15 protein-coding genes are annotated in these 20440 nt (G+C 40.2%); 12 read left to right on the forward strand and 3 right to left on the reverse strand.

From position 1 onward, the window contains the following. The first annotated feature begins 3 nt into the window (after nt 1-3). A complete protein-coding gene (locus EZ444_RS22740) occupies nt 4-915 on the forward strand; it encodes an alpha/beta hydrolase (protein WP_131611675.1) in 912 nt (303 codons plus the stop codon). Nucleotides 916-934: 19 nt separating this feature from the next. Beyond that, nucleotides 935-2803, forward strand: a complete 1869-nt coding sequence (locus EZ444_RS22745; RefSeq protein WP_131611677.1) for an FAD-dependent oxidoreductase — start codon at nt 935-937, stop codon at nt 2801-2803. 12 nt (nt 2804-2815) lie between these two features. Here the strand turns inward: EZ444_RS22745 and EZ444_RS22750 are convergent, their stop codons facing one another. Beyond that, nucleotides 2816-3646, reverse strand: coding sequence for a helix-turn-helix domain-containing protein (locus EZ444_RS22750; RefSeq protein ID WP_131611679.1), 831 nt, complete (start codon nt 3644-3646; stop codon nt 2816-2818). A gap of 78 nt (nt 3647-3724) precedes the next feature. Between EZ444_RS22750 and EZ444_RS22755 the strand changes: the two genes are divergently transcribed. The 9 genes from EZ444_RS22755 to EZ444_RS22795 all read left to right on the forward strand — a co-directional run bounded on the left by EZ444_RS22755 (nt 3725) and on the right by EZ444_RS22795 (nt 17677). Further along, a complete protein-coding gene (locus EZ444_RS22755; RefSeq protein WP_225874822.1) occupies nt 3725-5071 on the forward strand; it encodes a TolC family protein in 1347 nt (448 codons plus the stop codon). Between the two features lies 1 nt (nt 5072). Beyond that, a complete protein-coding gene (locus tag EZ444_RS22760) occupies nt 5073-6140 on the forward strand; it encodes an HlyD family secretion protein (protein ID WP_131611681.1) in 1068 nt (355 codons plus the stop codon). Further along, complete coding sequence (locus EZ444_RS22765; RefSeq protein WP_131611684.1) at nt 6133-7728, forward strand: MFS transporter; 1596 nt, start codon at nt 6133-6135, stop codon at nt 7726-7728. Before EZ444_RS22760 ends, EZ444_RS22765 begins: the two co-directional genes overlap by 8 nt. 82 nt (nt 7729-7810) lie before the next feature. Further along, nucleotides 7811-8290, forward strand: a complete 480-nt coding sequence (locus EZ444_RS22770) for a DinB family protein (RefSeq protein ID WP_131611686.1) — start codon at nt 7811-7813, stop codon at nt 8288-8290. 94 nt (nt 8291-8384) lie between these two features. Continuing rightward, nucleotides 8385-9467, forward strand: a complete 1083-nt coding sequence (locus EZ444_RS22775; RefSeq protein ID WP_131611688.1) for an efflux RND transporter periplasmic adaptor subunit — start codon at nt 8385-8387, stop codon at nt 9465-9467. Between the two features lie 21 nt (nt 9468-9488). Continuing rightward, entirely contained in the window at nt 9489-12665 is a 3177-nt protein-coding gene (locus EZ444_RS22780; RefSeq protein WP_131611690.1) for an efflux RND transporter permease subunit, read from the forward strand. Further along, nucleotides 12652-14085, forward strand: coding sequence for a TolC family protein (locus EZ444_RS22785; protein ID WP_131611692.1), 1434 nt, complete (start codon nt 12652-12654; stop codon nt 14083-14085). The genes EZ444_RS22780 and EZ444_RS22785 overlap by 14 nt, the downstream gene beginning before the upstream one ends. A gap of 441 nt (nt 14086-14526) precedes the next feature. Continuing rightward, entirely contained in the window at nt 14527-17214 is a 2688-nt protein-coding gene (locus tag EZ444_RS22790) for a non-ribosomal peptide synthetase (protein WP_131611694.1), read from the forward strand. 22 nt (nt 17215-17236) lie between these two features. Further along, nucleotides 17237-17677: a GNAT family N-acetyltransferase gene (locus tag EZ444_RS22795; RefSeq protein ID WP_131611696.1), complete on the forward strand. Its 441-nt coding sequence runs from the start codon at nt 17237-17239 to the stop codon at nt 17675-17677. On the opposite strand, the gene EZ444_RS22800 is transcribed toward EZ444_RS22795, so the two are convergent. Together EZ444_RS22800 and EZ444_RS22805 are read right to left on the reverse strand one after the other, a co-directional pair. Continuing rightward, nucleotides 17641-19389, reverse strand: coding sequence for an amidohydrolase (locus tag EZ444_RS22800; RefSeq protein WP_131611698.1), 1749 nt, complete (start codon nt 19387-19389; stop codon nt 17641-17643). The genes EZ444_RS22795 and EZ444_RS22800 overlap by 37 nt on opposite strands. A gap of 137 nt (nt 19390-19526) precedes the next feature. Beyond that, nucleotides 19527-19862: a hypothetical protein gene (locus tag EZ444_RS22805; protein ID WP_131611700.1), complete on the reverse strand. Its 336-nt coding sequence runs from the start codon at nt 19860-19862 to the stop codon at nt 19527-19529. 357 nt (nt 19863-20219) lie between these two features. Here EZ444_RS22805 and EZ444_RS22810 point away from each other — a divergent pair. Continuing rightward, the coding region (locus EZ444_RS22810) for an ISAon1 family transposase N-terminal region protein (protein WP_455430285.1) at nt 20220-20440 on the forward strand (221 nt) is incomplete at its 3' end.

The following is a 20440-nucleotide window of genomic DNA, read 5'->3' on the forward strand; positions in this document are numbered from 1 at the left end:
GACATGAAGATTTGTATTATAAATATTTTACTATTCATCACCTGCTTTGAATGTGGATTTGCGCAAAAGCCTGTTTTACTATATCCTGATGGCGTACCAAATTCAAAAAAAACACCATCTGCCTACGTTGAGATCAATGAAAACAATAAGGTAGGCTTTGTAAGTATTCCAACCCTAACACCCTTTTTTCCTGAAAAGGCCAACGCTACTGGCGCCGCGGTTATCATTTGTCCGGGAGGTGGTTATGCTCGTTTAATGATCGACAATGAAGGTTATGATATCGCACGGAAATTTAATGAAATAGGTGTTGCCGCATTTGTGCTGAAGTATCGCCTGCCAAGTGATGAGGTAATGGCCGATAAAACTATTGGACCGTTACAGGATGCTCAACGGGCTATACAACTGGTTCGATTGCGATCAGCAGAATGGGGTATCAATCCGGCTAAGATTGGGATTGTCGGGTTTTCGGCAGGTGGACATCTGGCCTCAACTGCGGGAACTCATTTTGATCATTCTGTTATTGAAAATAGACTAAATGTCAATCTCCGACCCGATTTTATGATGCTGATCTATCCTGTGATCAGTTTTGGAGCAGTAGGACATCAGGGCTCCAAGCACAATCTGCTTGGAGCGGATCCTGATCAGAAATTAGTCGATCTGTATTCGAATGAAAAACAAGTTGGCAGCAATACGCCGATTACCTTCATTGTACAGTCGCAGGATGATAAGACTGTACCCGTTCAAAATAGCCTTTTGTTTTATAGTGCTTTAACAGAAGCCAAAGTAAAGGCCGAAATGGTGTTGTACGCAACTGGCGGACACGGTTTTGGCCTTTATAACAAAGCAACGAAAGATCAATGGTTTGATCATGCTACAAATTGGTTAAATGCCAATGGGTTTTTACAATCGTTTTAAATTTAATAAGTAAAGAAATATGAAGATATTTAAGTGCCTTTTTATCGCATTCCTTTTTCCTGCATCAGCAGCGTTTTCTCAGTATAATCTTGTTATTGTCGGGGGTAATCCCGGGGGTATTATGTGTGCCATTTCTGCCGCTAAGCTGGGCAAAACTTCAGTTATTCTGGAGCGTACCGGCCATATAGGCGGCTTGCCGGCTAACGGGCTAGGTGCTACAGATATTGCTACAAGGGGTGCCACAACGGGCTTGTTTACGGATTTTACCGGGCGTATTAAAAAATACTATATTAAAAAATATGGGGAGAACTCTGAACAGGTGAAAATGTGCAGTGATGGTTATCACTTTGAGCCTTCCGTTGCTGAAATGATATTCGAACAAATGCTTGCGGAACATAGCGACAAAATAAAAGTTTATAAAATGCGCCAGTTTGATGCTGAGGAGAAAAATGTAAGTACACAAAATAACAAGATAACTAAAATTAAGGTTCTCAACCGTTTAACCAAACAAACCGAAGAATATCAAGGGGATGTTTTTATTGACGGAACTTATGAAGGTGATTTGGCTGCCGCGGCTAAAGTTCCTTTCCGTACCGGTCGTGAGGGTAAAGATGAGTTTGCTGAGGATGGTGCTGGCAGGGCTTACAAATATTGGGATGGACCGGTAGGTGAGGGCACTACTTATCAGGCTGATAATGCTGTTCAGGCTTATAATTATCGATTGTGCCTTACGGATAATGCAAGTAACAGGTTAACTGTTAAAAAGCCGCAGAAATATGATAGAGATGAATTTAAATCACTTGTTAATGATGTATGGGATGGGCATCATACGGGTGTTGAAATGTTAAATGTATCGGCGGAAATGATGGCTGCCAATCGTAAAAATATTGCAAGGGGTGATAGCACAGGAATACCAGGCGACAAATGGGGCATTGCCAAAATAACCAACAGGGTATTTTTACCAAACCGGAAAACAGATGCTAATAACCAGCATTTAGCCTTAATATCGACTGATCTTCCAGAAGAAAATTGGCCATGGCCTACATCAGGCTGGGACTGGCGCGATCAGTTTGCGGAACGGCTTAAAAGCTATACGCTTGGTTTGATCTATTTTGCTCAAAATGATCCGGAACTTCCTGTCAGCTTTAAAAAGTCTTCAGGCAAATGGGGTCTGGCTAAAGATGAATATATGGACAATGAAAATTTCCCAAGGCAGGTTTATGTACGGGAAGGGCGACGCATGGAAGGGGCCTATTTTTTCACTGCTCAAGATGCTATTGCTGTAACTCCAGGGGCAAGACCTCCTTTACATTCCAGCAGTATAACGGCAAGCCATTACGCGCTTGACTCTCATGCGGTTCGTAAACGTGAGTCGGGAAAAATACATCTGGATGGTTTTATCAGTTATCTTTCAGATGTTTACACGGTTCCTTTCGGAGTAATGCTACCTAAAGAACTTGATAACCTGTTGTTTCCCGTTCCGGTTTCGGGAAGTCATATTGGTTTCTCAACGCTGAGAATGGAACCTTGCTGGATGGCAATTGGTCAGGCTGCAGGTATTGCCGCTTCACTGGCGATTGATTCGAAGCTTAAATTGAAGAACTTGGATCTAAGTATATTGCAGGATAAATTGATCGATCAAAAAGCAACATTAATTTATTATAAAGATGTGGCGCCTGATGATCAGGATTTTAAAATGGTGCAATATATGGGGTTACGCGGTTACTTGCCTGATTGGGAAGCCCGGTTGTCAGAAGCCATGGATGTTCATACGAGTAAACTCTGGCAGGCGATATCCGGTATTGAAATGAAGGCTGACGCTAAATTGACCAGAAGCCAGGTATTACAAGATATTTACCAGGGATTAATCAATATAGGTGCAAAATGAAGCATAGCATCTTTAATTGGTACCAGGAATCATCGGTTCCAGTGTCGCAATCTTTAGCTCTTTAAAGGTGGAAGGTCTTTGCCCAGTCATCTTGTAAAAGGTATTACTGAAGGAGGAGATGCTGTCATAGCCAACTTCATAAGCAATTTCACTAATGGTCAGGTCAGTTTCCAGCAATTTCTCCATTGCTTTGGTGATTCTTACCAGCTTTAGGTATTGGAAAAAGGAAATTTTGAGCGAAGCCTGAAAGGTTCTCGATAAGGTACGTTCACTAAAGCCAGTGGCGGAAGCGATTATGGAAAGTGTGAGCTCATCCGCCAGATGTGTATGGATATATATTAACGCCGGTCTCAGTCGCGCATTGTCTGTGGTAGGAACCACAATAGGTAAAGGGTGTTTACTGATGACCGGCAAAATGTTTTTTATGGCATTTAAGAAACCATACTCATGGGTTCCGGGGCTGATATTCCCATTCCAGTTCTCCGAAAATTTAATCATTTCCAGTAATAGATTGTTGACGGGATAAATGCCGATATGGTCAAAAAATGGGTGGTTTTCTATATCGGTGGTATTAAAGTAAATATTACGGATAACAGTAGATTTATAACGATGTTCCAGGTGGTGTTCAATACCGGCAGGAATCCATAGATAATGGCGTGCAGGTAAGAAATAAGACTTGTCGTTGGTATATAGAAAGATAACACCGCCTTCTACATAGGTGAGCTGGCCCTTTGTATGCTTATGGTGCCTAAACTTGTCTTCAAACTTACTGTGCCATACAAAAGTTGTTTCCGGTTTCTCGTCAAGTTCAAACAAAATAGTTTCATCAGTAGCTTTTTTCATATGGCCGTTTTGAACAAATATATGTCAGTTTAGATAAAATAAAGAAGTAATTCTTATCCGAAATTTGCAGTAATAATTATGAAAATGAATTTTAGCTCGCATAAAAGAGCATTTTGGATAGGTATGTTCTTTCTTTTACCTTCTCTTTTAGCTCATGCACAAACAGGAATTACCCCTGAAAGTCCATTAACCATTACCCAGGTATGGCAATTAACAGATAGTAATAGTAGAAAGATTCAAATGACGCAGCTGGGGGTACAGGCTGCTGAAGGGAATATTAAAGTTGCACGCTCAGAGCGCTTGCCTGATGTGGCTATGGATGGTGTATTGGCACATATATTTCCTATGCCCATATATGAGAATGGCCTTTTTCATACGCCTAGCCAGTTTCCGGTAGAGCCTAAATACTACAAAGTATCGGCAGATGCCTACATGAATCTATATAACGGTGGAAAAACCAACAGAGAGATTGCTGCATCGAAAACGGAGCGGGAGATTGCCTTGGCGAAAAAGCAATTGAGCAGACAAGAAATCCACTTTACAGCTGCCGTATATTTTTATGACGTATACCGAAATAAATCTTACAAAGAATTACTGGAGCAGGACATTAAAGACCGCGAAAAACAATTGAGCGAGATCAATGCTCTTTATAAAAATGGGACGGTCTTAAAAAGTGATGTCCTTAGGGCAGAACTTAGGTTGTCTAAACAAAGGATGCTGCTTACGGAGATTGAAAATAGCATCAAGATCGCTGCTCAAAAGCTAAACCTTTTAATCGGTAGGCTAGATAATGCCATGCTGAATCCAATTGTCCCTGAATCTGCAGCAGACCCTATATTTTTGAAGGGGATAGCAGATTATATGAATGAGGCCGCATCGAAGTCCTTTAAGCTAGAGATTTCTAAGAAAGAACAGGAGTTAGGCGAGTTGAAACTGAAGCAGGTGAAGTCGAATATTTTGCCTTCTCTGGGATTGTTCGGTGAGTACGCTTATACCTATCCGCAGATCCAGTTTTATCCATATGCACTTTCTCTATATAGCAATGGGATGGTTGGATTAAAGTTAAAGATTCCGATCTCTTCATTTTACCAAAATAAAAATAAAGTGAAGGTTGCTGAAATTCAGCTGCACCGTCAAGAAGTGGAAGATGAGGATGTGAAAGAGAATATCCGTCAGGAGGTTCAGGAAGCTTACATCCGCTATACGGAATCTTTGAAACGTATCGATGTAGCTACCGAAAATATTCAACAAGCTGCAGAAAGCTACAGGATTGTACAAAATACTTATTTCAATCAGCTGGCCCTATTAACAGATCTGCTAGATGTAGAAACACAGTTGTTACAGTCAAAGTTTGAACTGACGACGGCGAAAGTTAATGCCAGAATCCAATATTATCAATTACAAAAAGCAGTCGGAAATCTATAAAATGAGCACTCAAAAACAAAGTAAAACGGATCAGATCATTACACGCGTCACGACCATCATAGCTGCGGTTGTATTCGTGATATTATTGGTATGGGGCATCAGGACGGTGTTCAGTTATTTAAGATATGAAGATACCAATGATGCGCAGATCGACGAGTATATTAACCCGGTAACAGCCAGGGTGAACGGCTACATAAAGTCGGTCCGTTATGTAGAAAATCAGGAGGTAAAGAAGGGAGACACGTTAGTCGTGATAGACGACAGTGATTACCTTACTCAGCAGGATGAAGCATCGGCTTCACTCAGTAATGCAAAAGCACAGATAGCAGTAATGGAAAGTACAATCCAAACATCGGAGACTGCTGCCGAGGCCAGTAAAGCGAAGATTGCAGCTGCTAAAGCAAAATTATGGAAACAGCAGGCGGATTATGATCGTTATAAAAAATTGTTTGATGCAGAGTCGGCCACACGCCAGCAATTGGAAACCATGCAAAGTATGCTGGAAGTGGCGCAGGCAGAATATAAAGCCGCCCAGGAAGATCATGCTGCTGCACTGTCTAAAACGAATGATGTTAAAGCGCAGTCTGGAGTTTTGAAATCTGAGATTCAGAGGAGGGAGGCTGTTTTGAAAAGAAACAATTTGAACACTTCTTATACGGTGATTGTTGCCCCATATAATGGAAAGATGGGGAGAAGGACAATCCAGCCGGGACAATTGGTTCAAAATGGACAAACGATCGCCTATATTGTAGATCGTGATGCGGGAAAATGGGTGACTGCTAATTTCAAAGAAACGCAGATAGGAAAAATGCAGGTTGGGGAATCTGTTGAGGTGGAGGTAGATGCTTTTCCGGAGAAAGCGTTTTCGGGAAAGGTTGAATCCTTCTCTGGAGCTACAGGGTCAAGGTTTTCTCTTTTACCTCCTGATAATGCAACAGGTAACTTCGTGAAGATTGCCCAGCGAATTCCTGTTCGGATTCATTTAGAGGGGCCTGCAGAAGAGCTAGAAAACCTTAGAGCTGGAATGAGTGCTACTGTACGGATTAAAAAGAATAAGGCACATGAATAATTCAACGCCCATATTTAAAACATGGGTTCCTGAATGGCTGATTCGGCTGAGTATCCTGTTCCTCTTACTGGCTTCGGTGTTGCTGTTTGCTTTGTCTACCGCCGATGGCAGTGCTGCGGCTGGCTATTATGGCATGGCACCTGCTGATGTTCAGTTTTCCTTACTGATATTTTATGCGGCAATTGCTAGTTTTGCGGGGGTAGAAAGGCGTTTCTTTGAGCGGATTGTGACCAAGGATTACTTGCTGATTTGTATTTTACTGGAAATATTGATTGCCTATGCTTGCTACCATACACGAGAAATTTGGTTAGTGTTTACCTTTAGGTTTCTGCAGGGACTCGTTAATTGTGGGATCAGTAGTATTTGTCTGAATCTACTGTTCGGGAGACTGAAATCTGAAGATTCCCGAGAGATAGGCTACACCATATTTTATGGAATGATTTTATGTGTATCGCCTGTAACTGCACTTTTTGCAGCCCCATTGGTAGAGAATTTTGAATATAATACACTGTATAAGGCTATTATTTTTTGTTTCTTGCCAAGTGCGGCTCTGTTATTTCTGATTTTAAATAGGGTTAGGGTCCTTAAGAATAAACCGCTGTATCAACTGGACTGGGCTAGCTTCTTTCTTTTTGTGCTCATGTTATTGCTGATTGCTTATGTGTTGGTGTATGGTCAGCAAATGGATTGGCTGGAGGAGCCTATCATTGTTTACAGCATTTTAGGTATCCTGCTTTTATTTATTGCTTCCATACTAAGGCAACGTTCTATGAAGCGCCCAACGGTAAATCTTGAGGTTTTTAAATACCGTAATTTCAGTATTGGCATTTTTTTTTTAGTGATCCTATACTTGATTCGTGGTGCATTTGGTTTAACCACTACTTATTTTATTACGGTGTTGGGGATGGATACATTGCATGCCAATGAGCTGATGATTTATAATATTGTAGGCATTATAGTAGGTTCTTTTGTCGCGATTCGCTTTTTGATAAAGCAAAAGTTACTGCGGGTATTGTGGATTTCCGGATTTGCTTTATTGATGGTGTTTTTCCTGATGATGTGTTTTCTTTTTACCTCAGAAGCAGATGCGGAAACATTTATCGCTCCGCTATTTCTGCAAGGATTAGGTGCAGGAATGGTGATGTCTCCAATTGTTATGTTTATTGTTTCCTCGGTTCCCTTATCTATGGGACAATCTGCAGCTTCTGTTGGCGTTTTTGTCCGCTTTTCGGCCTTCTGTCTGAGTATTGCCCTGGTCAATTTCTTTCAGCTGTATTTTAGAGGTGTGCATACCAATATTATGGGCAGAAGCTTGTCTTTACTGGACATTGAACTACCAGAACGTTTGAGGATGTACCAGTCAGCATTAGCCGGTAGGGGCATGTTGAAGGATGAAGCTGCAAAAGTAGCGACTGGTCTTTTGAGTAAATCGGTACAAAAACAGGCTTTCCTGCAATTTTGTGTCAACTACTATGAGTTGATTGCGTTGCTTTGTCTGGTTACTATGGTACTGATTGCATTGCAGCCTGTGATTAGTAGAACGATTATCAATGTAAAAGATAAGCGCCCAGCGGCAGCTGGATTTTAACTAGATCTTATGATTACAATTTTTAATAACTATTATGTCCTTCTCTTGTTGTACTTACCATTAAACAAAATGGAGGGATAAAATGAAAACCTTAATCGTAGAACTTGAAAAACTATTAACCGGAGGGACTGCTCATGTGGGATTAAAAGAAGCCACGGCAGATATTCCTTTTGACCTGCTTGGTGAAAGACCACATGGCTTGCCATATAGTATCTGGCAGCTTGTTGAACACATCCGAATAGCCCAATGGGATATGCTGGAGTTTAGCATAGACGCAAGTCATAAATCACCCAAATGGCCTGATCAATATTGGCCAGAAGAAACTGCTCCGGAAGATAAAAATATGTGGGATAAAACCTTGAAACAGGTTGATGATGATTTAAAGGCATTCATTGAACTGATTCAGACCAAAGATCTATATGCACCTATTCCTCAGGGTGATGGACAAAGTCTCCTCAGGGAGTCGCTTCAAATTGCAGATCATGCTGCCTACCATATTGCTGAAATCGTAGTTATTCGTCGTTTACTGGGTATTTGGAGTACACCCAAATCTTCATCATAACTTCATAATTCTCTCCTTATTTCGCGTTCAAAATTGAATTAATGGACGATATAAGTTCATTAAAGGATAGAATCTAGTTAAATACATCGAAAACATGAACAGGAATGTTGTATGCTTTAGCTGGTGCGTTTTGTTTTGCGCAGCAGCTTGTACACAAAAAAAAGAAGAGAAACAGGAAGAGGTCACTTATGCTGTTACCAGTCCAATCAGAATGGATACCTCTGTGACTAAAGAGTACGTTTCACAGATCAAATCGGTTAGAAATATTGAGCTCAGGGCTCAGGAGAAAGGTTATTTGCAGAATATTTATGTTGATGAAGGCCAGCATGTGCAGGCGGGTCAACTTTTATTCAGGATTATGCCAAAGATGTTTGAGGCTGAATTATTAAAAGCTCAAGCAGAAACGAAAGCAGCAGAAATAGAGCTTCAGAATACAAAATTACTAACGGATAAAAATGTAGTTTCTAAAAATGAACTCGCAATGGCTAAGGCAAAGTTGCAACAGGCCAACGCAGAGACTGCTTTAGCTAAACTTCATCTTTCATTTACTGAAATCAGGGCTCCCTTTAGTGGTGTGATTGATCGTATTCCACTAAAAGTCGGCAGTCTGGTGGATGAAGGTGCATTGCTTAGTAGCTTGTCGGATAACGCCCAGGTTTTTGCTTACTTTAATGTTTCTGAGCCTGAGTATCTGGATTATCAAACATCGGTAAAAGCCAGTAAGCAGCAACAGGCCGGTTTATTGCTGGCAAATAACGAATTGCTTAAAGCAAAAGGTAAGGTGGAAGTTATTGAAAGTGAATTTAATAACGAGACCGGAAATATTGCTTTTAGAGCTAGGTTTGACAATGGAGATAACTTGCTTAGAAATGGGCAGACTGGTAAAATCCAGATGGTTGTACCCTTAAAAAATGCTTTGATCATTCCGCAAAAAGCAACTTATGACATTCAGGATAAAAGTTACGTCTTTGTAGTAGATAAAAACAGTGTTGTTCATGCTCGTCCTGTAACCATAGCAACTGCGCTGTCAGATTTGTATGTACTTTCCGATGGTATCGCTACTGGCGATAAAATTTTGCTTGAGGGTGTACAGAAAGTAAAGGACGATGACAAGATTACCTATAAGTTCCAGCAGCCGCAGGATGTAATCAAACAATTAAGATTGAAAACAGAATAACCAACCTCCTATATATTTTTTATGTTTGGCAAATTTATACAAAGGCCCGTCCTTTCTATAGTGATATCGCTTATAATTTTGTTTCTGGGTGGATTGGCCATCACTTACCTTCCTGTAACCCAGTTTCCTTCAATTTCTCCGCCTAAAGTAAACATTACCGCAGAATATCCGGGCGCAAACAATGAGTTGCTGATTAAGTCGGTTGTAATTCCGCTTGAGCGCGCACTTAATGGCGTACCGGGAATGAAATACATCGCTTCTGATGCCGGTAATGATGGCGAGGCAACCATTCAAGTGGTATTTAACCTTGGAACGGATCCGAATCAGGCTTCACTCAACGTACAAAACCGGGTAGCTGCCGTAACGAATAAGCTGCCACCTCTGGTGGTTCGAGAGGGCGTTAAGATCAGTCGTGAAGAATCGAATATGTTGATGTACATTAATTTGTATAGCAAGGATCCTAAGATGAATGAAAACTTCCTGTACAACTTTGCCGACATCAATTTACTTTCGGAATTGAAAAGGGTAGATGGGGTTGGTTTTGCTGATATTTTAGGTAACCGTGAATATGCCATGCGTATTTGGTTAAAGCCAGATCGTATGCAAGCTTATAACATTTCTGCTGATGAAGTGATGAAGTCCCTTGATGAGCAGAGCTTGGAAGCGTCGCCGGGAAAAACCGGTGAAAGTTCTGGTAAACGTTCACAATCATTTGAATATGTGTTAAAATATCCGGGGAGGTTTAGTACCAAAGATGGATATGAAAATATCGTACTACGGGCAAATCCCAAAGGTGAATTGCTGCGGTTGAAAGATGTTGCGGATATTGAATTTGGCAGTTCGATGTATGACCTGTACTCAAATTTAAATGGAAAATCTTCTGCTGCAATTGTATTAAAACAATCGTACGGTAGTAATGCAAGTCAGGTTATTAAAGATGTTAAAGCAAAAATGGCTGAAATTAAAGAAAGTTCTTTTCCAAAAGGACTGGATTATGAAATCAGTTATGATGTGTCTAAGTTTCTTGATGCTTCGATTGAAAAGGTAATACATACATTAATAGAAGCCTTTATTCTGGTAGGATTGGTGGTATTTCTGTTCCTTGGCGATTGGCGCTCGACTGTAATTCCGGCTATTGCAGTTCCGGTATCTCTTATAGGAACATTTGTATTTATGCAGTTTTTTGGCATAACACTTAACCTGATTACCTTATTTGCCTTGGTTTTGGCCATTGGAGTTGTGGTAGATGACGCGATTGTAGTGATTGAGGCCGTACACGCGAAAATGGATAGTAAGCCGAAGTTGTCGCCATTAAAGGCTACGCAACAAGCCATGAAAGAGATTAGCGGTGCCATTATTGCGATTACCTTTTTAATGGCCTCCGTTTTTATTCCAGTTACTTTCATGTCTGGACCTGTGGGTATTTTTTACAGACAGTTTTCTATAACCATGGCTACGGCAATTATCCTTTCTGGTGTAGTGGCGCTTACACTTACACCGGCATTGTGTGCTATCATGTTAAAAAACAATCACGGTAAAAAGAAAAAGGAAACGGGGGTAGATAAATTTCTGGGTGGTTTTAACCGTTGGTTTGGTAGGCTGACTGGACAATACAGTAACCTGCTGAGTAAGGTTGTTAGTCGCCGTATACTTACATTTGGCGTTTTGATAGCCTTCTGTTTTGGTATCTGGATTTTAAGCGGAAGCGCGCCAACTGGTTTTATTCCAAATGAAGACCAGGGGATGGTTTACGCTATTATTCAGACTCCTCCGGGTTCTACGTTGGAGCGGTCAAATGAGATTGCAGAAAAGCTGCAAGAAGTTTCGAAACATATTGAAGGTATAAAATCGGTCTCTTCTTTGGCCGGATATGAAATTCTTACAGAAGGTACAGGTGCAAATTCAGGAACCTGTTTGATCAACCTTAAAGAATGGTCTGAGCGTAAAAACTCTGCTCAGGATGTGATAGAGGAATTGGAGAAAGAGGCCAAATCAATTCCAGGCGCCACTATTGAATTTTTTACTCCGCCAGCGGTGCCCGGATATGGAGCTGCAGGAGGTTTTGAGCTGTGCCTTTTGGATAAAGCGGGTAGTGGCGACTATAAAAAGATGGAAACAGTAAGTAGGGATTTCGTAAAAGAATTGAATAAACGGCCTGAACTGGCCTCGGTATTTACCTTTTACAGTGCTAGTTTTCCGCAATATATGTTGCGTATAGACAATGATATTGCCCAGCAAAAAGGGGTAACGATAGATAATGCGATGAGCACACTCTCAACCTTTGTTGGTAGTAATTACGAAACCAGTTTTATCAAATATGACAGGCAGTACAAAGTAATGGTGCAGGCATTGCCGCAGTATCGTGCCTTGCCTAAAGATATTTTGAAGCTGTCTGTTAAAAATAGTCGTGATGAAATGGTTCCATTTTCTGCTTTTATGCGAATGGAAAAGGTTTATGGTTTGTCGGAAATTACTCGACACAATATGTACAATGCTGCCGAAATTAGTGGACAGGCAGCACCAGGGTATAGTTCTGGTGAGGCAATTAAGGCGATCACTGAAGTTGCAAAAGAAAAATTACCTAGAGGATTTGGTATTGATTGGGCTGGGATTTCTAAGGATGAAGTATCGAGAGGTAATGAAGCCATTTATATTTTTATCATCTGTTTGGGTTTCGTTTACCTTGTGCTTGCTGCACAGTATGAGAGTTTTATACTGCCACTTTCGGTAATTCTATCTTTGCCAGCTGGACTTTTCGGTGCATTCCTCTTCCTTCAAGTTCTTGGCTTGGAGAATAACATTTATGCCCAGGTTGCGATGGTTATGCTGATTGGACTGCTTGGAAAAAATGCGGTGCTTATTGTCGAATTTGCAGCACAGCGCCATAGTCAGGGTGTATCGGTATTAGAGGCTGCCCTTGAAGGCGCCAAAGTCCGTTTTCGTCCGATTCTGATGACCTCATTTGCATTTATTGCCGGCCTAATTCCATTGATGATCGCTACGGGACCAGGGAAAATTGGCAATAGAACAATTGGCTCAGCAGCAGCAGGGGGGATGCTATTTGGAACCATTTTCGGAGTGGTAATTATACCTGGTTTATATTTTGTTTTTGGCAAAATAGCAGAAAAACATAAGCTCATAAAAATTGAAGAAGAACGTCCGTTAACTGAAGAAATTGAACACAATGTTAAAAAATAGTATATATAAAAGTATTGGCTTTGTCTTGATCTGCGCTGCTTACACGGCCTGTAAATTGCCAGAGGTAGCTCAGCGTTCGGAAAATAAACAGGTTCCTTTAAATTTTGCCGGATCTGTAGATACATTAAACAGTTCCCATGTTAAATGGTCCGAATTTTTTAAGGATCAATATTTAGTGAATTTGATTGATACTGCCCTAAAGAACAATCAAGAATTGAATATTACTCTTCAGGAAATTGAAATTGCCAGAAATGAAATCAGGATAAAAAAGGGGGAGCTCTTACCTGGTGTAAACTATAAGCTTGGTGCAGGAATTGAAAAAGTTGGCCGTTATACAAGTTCTGGTGCCGGCGATGCTTCAACAGATATTACACCAGGCAGGGAAGTGCCAGATCCACTGGCTGACTACAATTTTGGCTTACAAGCCAGTTGGGAAGCTGACATCTGGCACAAACTACGTAATGGTAAACAGGCGGCTGTAAACCGTTATTTGTCTACTGTAGAAGGTAAGCATTTTGTGATCAGCAACCTGATTGCCGAAATTGCTAATTCTTATTATGAGTTGTTGGCTCAGGACAATGAGTTGGAAATTGTAAGAAAAAATATCGATTTGCAAAACAATGCCTTGGAATTGATGAAGGTGCAAAAGCAAGCTACTCGGGTGACTGAATTGGCTGTACGGAAATTTGAAGCTGAAGTTTTGAACTCCAAAAGTCTAGAATTTGAGATTCAGCAAAAGGTAACTGAAACAGAGAATCGAATCAATTTATTACTTGGGCGCTATCCACAGGAGATTGCAAGGGATAAAGGTAAATTTGCAGACTTGGTTCCTCCTGTAGTTCAGGCTGGAATTCCGGCTCAGTTGTTGTCTAACCGCCCGGATATTAAAAAGGCCGAGTTTGAATTGACGGCTGCTAAGCTTGATGTTAAAATTGCCAAAGCACAATTCTATCCTTCACTAGGTATCTCAGCTAATCTCGGTTTTCAGGCTTTTAATCCTGCTTACCTGATTAGAATACCAGAATCCTTAGCATATTCACTGGCAGGCGATCTGGTAGGACCACTCATCAACAGGAATGGAATCAAGGCTGAGTATCTAAACGCCAATGCCAGGCAGCTGCAGGCTGTTTATAATTATGAACGCAGCATTTTAACTGGTTATCTGGAGGTCGCTAACCAGTTATCCGGGATCAGTAATTTGCAGAAAAGCTATGAGCTAAAAGCTAAACAGGTTCAGGCGCTTACCCAATCTATCGAAATTTCTAACGATCTGTTTAAATCGGCAAGGGCCGACTATTTTGAAGTGTTGATGACACAACGTGATGCGCTTCAATCCAGGTTAGAATTGATTGAAACCAAAAAACAGCAGCTAAATGCTGTTGTAAATATTTACCGTGCACTGGGAGGTGGTTGGAATTAATTTACTTTTACGTTGTTTTGCCATAGTGTAAACAAAAAAGCGACTGATTATTTTAAATAATCAGTCGCTTTTATATTAAGAATAATCGTATCTTACCATAAGAGTTCATGTCAGGAGATCCCCGTAACTTGCGCATCTCCATTTCAAAATTCAAATCTTTTTCGAGTGTTAATTAGACTGGTGGTCCCGCTCTTAATAATGTCGTACCCAAGCCGACTCTCGTACGGACCTGGTTCGGACCTTGTTCGGTAAATTGCAATCCAGAGTAGCCTCCAAGTAATAGTCAAGTAAAGCCATAGAAGCACTTGCATACCAACTCAATTTCGAGTTCGGTAAAAGCTGAAAAAAATATTATTTAAAGAAAACAGTATCTACATTAATATGTTATAATATAAAACTTGTCAATTATTTAGGTTTTAGTCATCTCTAACTATTGAACAAATGTCTGATAAATCGTCTCACGCGCTTCCCATGCTTACGGATGAAGAATTGCAGGAACTGGCAGTATTTAATGATACAGTAACTCCCTATCCTAGGTATAAAACCCTAAATATCATTTTTGAAGAACAAGCGTTGAAAACTCCGGATCATGTAGCCTTGCAGTTGGGGAGTAAATTGTTGACCTATAAAGAGCTAAATGATAAGTCTAATCAACTGGCAAGACACATTGTTGAATTAGGTGTAAAACCTGGTGATAACATAGGCTTACTGACTGCACGGAACTTTGAAATGATTATAGGTATGTATGCGATACTTAAAGCTGGGGGAGCCTATGTACCTGTTGATCCTGAATACCCCATCGAAAGGCAACAATACATCCTTTCGGATGCTGCGGTAGGCTTATTGGTCACAGACACTACCTATCCGATAAATGCGTTGATGCCCGACTTGAGATCTTTAGCTGTCAGCACAGTAGCATTTGAGAAATACAGCGCGAGCAATCTAAATTTATCCATTGATAGTCGACAACTGGCTTATACGATTTATACCTCGGGTTCAACGGGTAAACCTAAGGGGGTAATGATTGAGCATCATTCAGCCGTAAACCTGGTTCTATGGGTAAACAATCGTTTTAACATTGGATCGGATGATCGTCTGCTTTTCATCACCTCTATGTGTTTTGATCTTTCTGTTTATGATGTATTTGGAATTTTAGCTGCCGGTGGGTCATTGGTGATTGCAGCGCAGGCACAGGTAAATGATTTGAATGAATTACTGCACATGCTGCAACATTACCAGATTACCTTTTGGGACTCTGTACCTTCTACACTTGATTATCTGGTTAGAGAATTGGAGTCAACGAACACTGAGTATAGACAGCATCATTTAAGGTTGGTGTTTTTAAGCGGCGACTGGATACCCTTGAGCTTGCCTGATAGAATTAAACAATTTTTTCCTTCAGCTAATGTAATTAGTTTGGGTGGTGCTACAGAAGCTACCGTATGGTCAAATTATTTCCCAGTCGAAAAAGTAGAAGCCAATTGGAAAAGTATTCCCTATGGTAAGCCTATTGCGAATAACTTCTTTTATATCTTGAATGACCAGTTGCAACCTGTGCCTAGTGGTGAGGTAGGCGAATTATTCATTGGTGGCGTAGGTGTAGCCCGTGGCTATGCAAATAATGCTGAAAAAACTGCAGCCGCTTTCTTGGCCGATCCCTTTAATAAGAACGATGGTGGTAGGATGTATCGGACAGGGGACCAGGGGCTGATGTTGCCAGGAATGAACATGGAGTTTATCGGTAGAAAAGATGATCAGGTTAAAATCCACGGATTTAGAGTGGAGCTTGGCGAAATTGAGTATTTATTGAATCAATATGCGTATGTAAAAAGTGCTGTAGTATTGGCAAAAAAGAATAATAATGGCCAGAAGGATTTGATTGGTTTTATAGTTCCTATTGATAAATTCGATAAAGAAGCGGTCATAGCTGATTTAAAACTCAGTTTGCCAGATTATATGATTCCTGCGATATGGATAGCTGTGCAAAAATTCCCCCTCAATATTAATGGTAAAATTGATAGGAAAGCTTTATTGGATATGGAAATTCCAGCCGATGTTTCTCGATTACATACCAAGGCTGTTACCCCACTAGAAAAAACAATGGCTTGCATTTGGGAAGAGGTATTTGACATAGAAAATATTGGTGTTGAAGATAATTTCTTTGAACTTGGCGGCCACTCCCTTATGGCGCTTCAGATTATGTCTCATTTTGAAAGGGATACAGGGCTAAAACTCCCTGCGGTCAGGTTATTTAAATACCCAACTATTTTATCTTTACTGGCCTCTATAAGTGATGCGGATGAGGTGAAGAAATCTGAATCACTTATTCCTATCAAACCTACAGGAAGTAAGATGCCTTTATATATCATACATGGAGATGGCCTCTATGTATTGAGTTTTAAAGATCTGGCAAAATATGTAGATGATGAGCAGCCATTGTATGGCCTACAGCCTGCAGACTTGAATGGTGTGAATCAAAATATTAAAACCATGGCTGATATCGCGGGCCATTACGTGGATGAAATTATAGATCACAATCCGAATGGCCCTTATGCCATAGCTGGTTATTCTTTTGGGGGCTATGTGGCGATCGAAATGGCCAGGCAGTTGGCCGCCCTCGGAAAAGAAGTAAAGATGCTTGGGATTTTTGATACGGATGCAGAAAATGTCTTTTACAATAAGTCATGGCGCGTAAAGCTCGCAAGGAAAATTAAACGTCAAGTCCCTAAGTTGCTCTGGATTTTAAAATCGTTTATTAAAGAACCTTTCAACACCTTAAGTTACCAGTATAATTTGTTCGTAAAAAGGATGCATGAGCTTTTTTATAAGTTGGGTTTAGAAAAGGATCCAAAAAACGAAGGCGTTTACAGCCATATCAATGCGATTAACCAAAAACATCAGGAGGCTTTTAAGGCCTATAATATGGAGTCATTTAACAATAAGATCTACCTTTTTAAAGCTGAAAAACGGGTCTATTTTGTAGATGATTTTAAATACCTAGGTTGGAATAAGTATGCAAAAAATGGAGTGAAAGTTTTTGATGTCCCAGGAGATCATGCCACAATGCTACACCAGCCTAATGTGCGTGAATTTGGGGAAAAACTACAGGAGGCTTTAAATAATTGTTAATTGATTACCTTAAACTGAGGCGATGACTATCCAGGCAGTAACAGAAAAAGATATTGAAAATTGCGCAAAGGTATTTGTTCAGACCTATAATGAGGCGCCCTGGAATTATCATTGGGAATTTAAGGATGCTTTAAAGTATTTAGCTGAATACTATTCTTCGCCTCAATTTAAGGGCTTTCTTTTATATGATAATGATGTTTTTGCAGGTGCGATGTTTGCCCATACGAAAACATGGTGGACGGGCGTACAACTTTATATTGATGAGTTGTTTATTGCCCCGGATTCGCAAAAGAAAGGATACGGCAGAACTTTGATGAGGTATGCGGAGCAGTATGCGCTGGAAAATGGTTTAGGTACGATCACTTTAATGACCCATAAGTTTATGCCCTCAATGAAATTCTATGAAGGTATTGACTTTATGCACGCTCAACCGCTGGTTGTTTTATTTAAGCCCCTTTTGTAAACGGATTTCCCTTCTTTTATGGTTTCCATTACCTTAATCTCTCTTATTTTTTCGGGATTTATAGTTAATGGATCTTGATCCAGAATTACCATGTCGGCAAGCTTGCCAACTTTTAGTGATCCTTTAGAGTCTTCTTCATGATATTGATACGCTGCGTTGATGGTTATCGCTTTAAGCGCTTCTATCGGCTTAATTCTTTCATTTGGACCAAGTATTCTTCCTGAACGTGTTTTTCTGTTTACGGCCGAATATACAGCTGTGAGGAGATCGGGAGGGGTAACTGGTGAGTCATGATGCATGGTGAAAAGTATACCCGCTTTTAGTGCAGAATTTGCAGGACTAATAAAAGCTGCTCTTTCGGGACCAAATACGCTCGAATAATGCCAGTCTCCCCATAAATAAACATGCGTTGAGAAATACGAAGGAATCACACCAATGTCTTTTATTTTTTGGATATGGTCTGGTCGACTATTCTGAACGTGAATTAATGTTGCTCGCAGTTCAGGTTTATAGATGCCTTCATTTTTTAATTTCTTAATTACTCTAATTGCCTGATCTATAGCTGCATCGCCATTCACATGGAGTTGTGCGGTTATGCCGTTTGAAAAAAGTATTTTTAAGTCATTATATAAAACCGAATCCGCAAATATTGGGAATCCTTTGTAATCCGGTCCCTGGCCTGCAGGCGGAACAAGGTATGGTATAGTTAACCATGCTGTTTTGCCCTGAGGTGATCCATCGTCAGAGAACTTGAAACCACCTAGTTTTAAACGGTTATTATACTTCATATATTCCGGTTTAAATTTGTCAAATTCTTTCTTGAAATATTCAAAATCAGGAAAATAAACAAGATCAGCTTTTAACAATTTTCTGTCTGCCGCTTCTTTTAAAAGCGCAACACTTTCGCCCATTGTTCTGCCGTCACACATGGTAGTTTGGCCATAGCTTAGCCATTCGTCCTGGGCTATCATCAGGTTTTTCATGGATTGAGTTAGATTATTCCCTTGGTCTTTACTCATTTTTTTAGTTAGTGTAAGCAACGCTGTAAAACATGCATTCTCCTCTAATTTTCCATTTAATTTTCCTGTTTTCTGGTCGCGGCCGTAATGTCCACCAGCGGGATCTTTAGGATTTTCATCAATGCCAACGAACTTAAGCATGGCTGAATTTGCAACGGCTGCATGCCCTGATGCATGTATTGCAATGATTGGGTTGGTTTCGCTAATGGCATCCAGTTCCTGGCGCGTTGGATGTCTGTGCTCTACCATAATTGCATCATCATAGCCATTGCCAATAAGGGGTATTCCTGCTGGGATTTTATGGTCTTTGGTATACTTCTTTATCGTGTTTTGTAAATCAGGAATAGAGTTTACAGTGCCATATGGGGTTGGAGATAAGTCGATAGCCTGAATCATTCCTGCACGGGAAGTAATGTGACCATGAGCATCTATAAAACCGGGTAAAAGTGTTTCGCCTTTAAGGTCGTATGTTTTTGTTGAATCCCCCTGATATTCGTCGGCTTCGGATTTTTTTCCAGTAAATATGATTTTTCCGTCTTTCACAGCAACAGCTTCCACAGTAGGACTAGCATCTTCCATGGTTATAATTGTTCCCCCAAAATATATGGCATCAGCCTTGTCTTTCTTTGTTTTGTTTTGACAGCCAAAAAGGAAAATGGCAACGATAAGCGGTAGATAGAAGCTTATTCTCATAGCGTTTTTTTAGGATACTAATTAGAATAAGAACAATGCTGGCTGTTAATTGTTTGTTTAGGGTAAGCGCAAGCCACTTAAAGCAAGATCTATCATAAAATAAAAAGGAGGATGATCATACATCCTCCTTTTAGTTTTTAATTCTCGCAGGCAACGATTGTGTCGTAATACTCGTATGTGTAATTCGAGTCATGACCATTGATTACGATTTTGATCTCATCACCCTCGTTCACATAAGTTGAAACATTTCGTGTTGAACCTATGTAGACATTGTTTACGTACCATTTAATTGTATCGTCGGTATGTAAATCCCTGGCTTCAAACTGCTCATCGCAGGAAGTTAGTTCGCCTCCAGAATGCCCACCACTTGTTATGTATGCACAATACCAGCTGTAATCTGGATCATCAGGTGTAAAGCTGGTTAGGAACGTCATAAACATTAATCCGGCAGCTAATAACAATTTAAATTTCATAATTGAATTGTTTAAGGTGTATAAATTGGGTTAATTAGGCAGGTGAGGGGGCTGAGCGTTGTTGTTTGAAGTTTTTCATAATGAGGCGATTAATTGAGTTTAGCGTTTTGTTATCTCAAATATTTAAAATATTTCAGCTGCTTTTATAACTTAAATTACCTATCTGTTAAATCATATTGTCATTGGCTTTTAAAAGCCAAAAAAAGGACCTGTATCATCACTCGTGATCAGGCTCTTTTTATGCATACGTCTTTTTAAAAAAAATGGGTTCTGTATCTTATGGATCAAGCGGAATTCTTGGGGGGAAGGAAATAATTTCTTTCTTTTGCATTTGTAAACCAAACGACAATTTTTATTTTGAGTCAAGCCGAGCAAACCCTGATCAGTTTATTATTACCGGAAGGTATCCTGGATTATTTTGAGTTAACCCAAGTAGATAAAGCAGAAAAGATGCTGAACATCTACCTTGAAGAGAAGAATATAGCCCCCGAGGGTTATGATAAAAAGGATCTTGAATCCAAAGGATTCTTTCCAGAGGTTGGTATCCAAGACTTTCCTATTCGTGGCCAGAAAGTAGC

Source organism: Pedobacter hiemivivus (genome assembly GCF_004331685.1).
Lineage (GTDB): Bacteria > Bacteroidota > Bacteroidia > Sphingobacteriales > Sphingobacteriaceae > Pedobacter > Pedobacter hiemivivus.

Excerpts from the sequence above, each read along its gene's own strand:
- EZ444_RS22805 (WP_131611700.1), bottom strand. The coding sequence starts at position 19,862 with ATGAAATTTAAATTGTTATTAGCTGCCGGATTAATGTTTATGACGTTC.
- EZ444_RS22790 (WP_131611694.1), top strand. The coding sequence starts at position 14,527 with ATGTCTGATAAATCGTCTCACGCGCTTCCCATGCTTACGGATGAAGAA.
- EZ444_RS22795 (WP_131611696.1), top strand. The coding sequence starts at position 17,237 with ATGACTATCCAGGCAGTAACAGAAAAAGATATTGAAAATTGCGCAAAG.
- EZ444_RS22750 (WP_131611679.1), bottom strand. The coding sequence starts at position 3,646 with ATGAAAAAAGCTACTGATGAAACTATTTTGTTTGAACTTGACGAGAAA.
- EZ444_RS22780 (WP_131611690.1), top strand. The coding sequence starts at position 9,489 with ATGTTTGGCAAATTTATACAAAGGCCCGTCCTTTCTATAGTGATATCG.
- EZ444_RS22800 (WP_131611698.1), bottom strand. The coding sequence starts at position 19,389 with ATGAGAATAAGCTTCTATCTACCGCTTATCGTTGCCATTTTCCTTTTT.
- EZ444_RS22745 (WP_131611677.1), top strand. The coding sequence starts at position 935 with ATGAAGATATTTAAGTGCCTTTTTATCGCATTCCTTTTTCCTGCATCA.
- EZ444_RS22755 (WP_225874822.1), top strand. The coding sequence starts at position 3,725 with ATGAAAATGAATTTTAGCTCGCATAAAAGAGCATTTTGGATAGGTATG.
- EZ444_RS22740 (WP_131611675.1), top strand. The coding sequence starts at position 4 with ATGAAGATTTGTATTATAAATATTTTACTATTCATCACCTGCTTTGAA.
- EZ444_RS22765 (WP_131611684.1), top strand. The coding sequence starts at position 6,133 with ATGAATAATTCAACGCCCATATTTAAAACATGGGTTCCTGAATGGCTG.
- EZ444_RS22760 (WP_131611681.1), top strand. The coding sequence starts at position 5,073 with ATGAGCACTCAAAAACAAAGTAAAACGGATCAGATCATTACACGCGTC.
- EZ444_RS22770 (WP_131611686.1), top strand. The coding sequence starts at position 7,811 with ATGAAAACCTTAATCGTAGAACTTGAAAAACTATTAACCGGAGGGACT.
- EZ444_RS22775 (WP_131611688.1), top strand. The coding sequence starts at position 8,385 with ATGAACAGGAATGTTGTATGCTTTAGCTGGTGCGTTTTGTTTTGCGCA.
- EZ444_RS22785 (WP_131611692.1), top strand. The coding sequence starts at position 12,652 with ATGTTAAAAAATAGTATATATAAAAGTATTGGCTTTGTCTTGATCTGC.